The organism is Acetobacteroides hydrogenigenes, assembly GCF_004340205.1.
GTDB lineage: Bacteria > Bacteroidota > Bacteroidia > Bacteroidales > ZOR0009 > Acetobacteroides > Acetobacteroides hydrogenigenes.
Genome location: NZ_SLWB01000030.1, coordinates 1 through 1,459, shown reverse-complemented (window position 1 = coordinate 1,459; position 1,459 = coordinate 1). Strand labels below are relative to the sequence as shown.

Below are 1,459 nucleotides of genomic sequence, written 5' to 3'. Positions count from 1 at the left end.
CCGTCAGATACTATGATTAAATCCAAGGATTACGATCATTTTTTTATCTTTGCAGCAACCAAAAGAAGGCTAAAGCCGATTCGTTAGGCCGAAGTCTATCTAGTGCGGGGACTTAGTCTCCGCCTTTTTTTCTGCTTCGCAGAAATAACCAAAAGAAGGCTTAGCCTCCTCGTTATCCGATGTCTTTAGCGTTCCATTGATGGTTGGGGATGTACTCTTCATCTTTCTTCCATAGTACAAAAATGAGGATTAGGAGTTTGCGCATTCCTGCAACGACGCCTTTTCTCTTTTTGTCGGGATTTCGCTCGATAATTCGACCGTATAAATCCTTTATCCGTTCGTTGTGCTGTGTTGCTGATAATGCGGGCATGAAGAGACACTGCCGTATCCTTGCATTCCCCTTCTTGGATATCCTACTTTTTCCGACAAGTTTGCCCGATTCTTTCATCTCAACATCTAAGCCCGAGTAGCTGACCACTTGCCGGATGCTCTTGAACAGTATGAACCCATTGGTTTCACACAGTACCGTTACAATGGTTGCAAACCCTAACCCCTTGACCTTTTCTATCCGAGCGATCTTCTTTTTTAGGGTTGAGTTCGCATCAATAATGCTTTTAATCGCTTTCTCGATCTTCTTTATAGAGGCTTCATAAAAAGCAATCTGCTCCTCTTTTAGCTCGATAACGCAGGCCTGCTTATCATGGGAATGGCGCATGGCATGCAGCTGGTTCTTCGCTTTAGATTTCTCTTGAACTAACGAGAGCCGTTCCCTGCAAAGATCCCTTAATGACCGATACTCGGGAGCTAATGGAAGCCATGCTGGAAGGGCTCGCTCTATTCCTACTTGGGCAATTACACCTGCATCCACCTTGTCGGTTTTGGTTTTGACATTAAGGCTTTTGCTGAAGTGCTTTATTTTATTAGGAAGCTCTACGCATACCTTAAATCCTAAATTATACAGCTCGTAGGCTAGGTTCTCGTAGTAGCTTCCGGTGGCCTCCATTACGTAAGTCGTGGTGCTATTCTCGGTTTCTCGCTTGGCAACCCAAGCGGTGAATGCCTTAAACCCTTTGCCATCATTGGAAAACTTACTGCTCCCTTTTATCCTAACGTTACCATCAGGCCCCTTTTCTTTAATGCAGGCGTGAAAGTCATCCATTGAGATATCGATGCCTACAACTAGTACTCTTTTTTTCACTGATATTACCTGTTTGGAAAAGAATTCTTCTTGTCGTCTTCACTCGTAAAATATGCTGGATATAGGCACATGGACTATTCCTTAGATACTATTCAGACTCTTAGAAGAAAAGGCGTGAGGGCATAATCTGACGGACGATATACAGGTTGCTGTTATCAAGGCTAATTTGCTATTCTCACGTCTTCTTTTCTGATTAATGGTCGCAAACTTACCGAATCATGGTAAATTTCACTGGCCATTCCTGTGCTGCAAACATACGAG

General features: G+C 43.5%; 1 protein-coding gene. It reads right to left on the bottom strand.

From position 1 onward, the window contains the following. Nucleotides 1–172 precede the first annotated feature (172 nt). Nucleotides 173–1,198 carry an IS110 family RNA-guided transposase gene (locus tag CLV25_RS15865; RefSeq protein WP_165877117.1) on the bottom strand — a complete coding sequence of 342 codons (1,026 nt, stop codon included), beginning with the start codon at nt 1,196–1,198 and terminating at the stop codon, nt 173–175. Nucleotides 1,199–1,459: the final 261 nt, after the last annotated feature.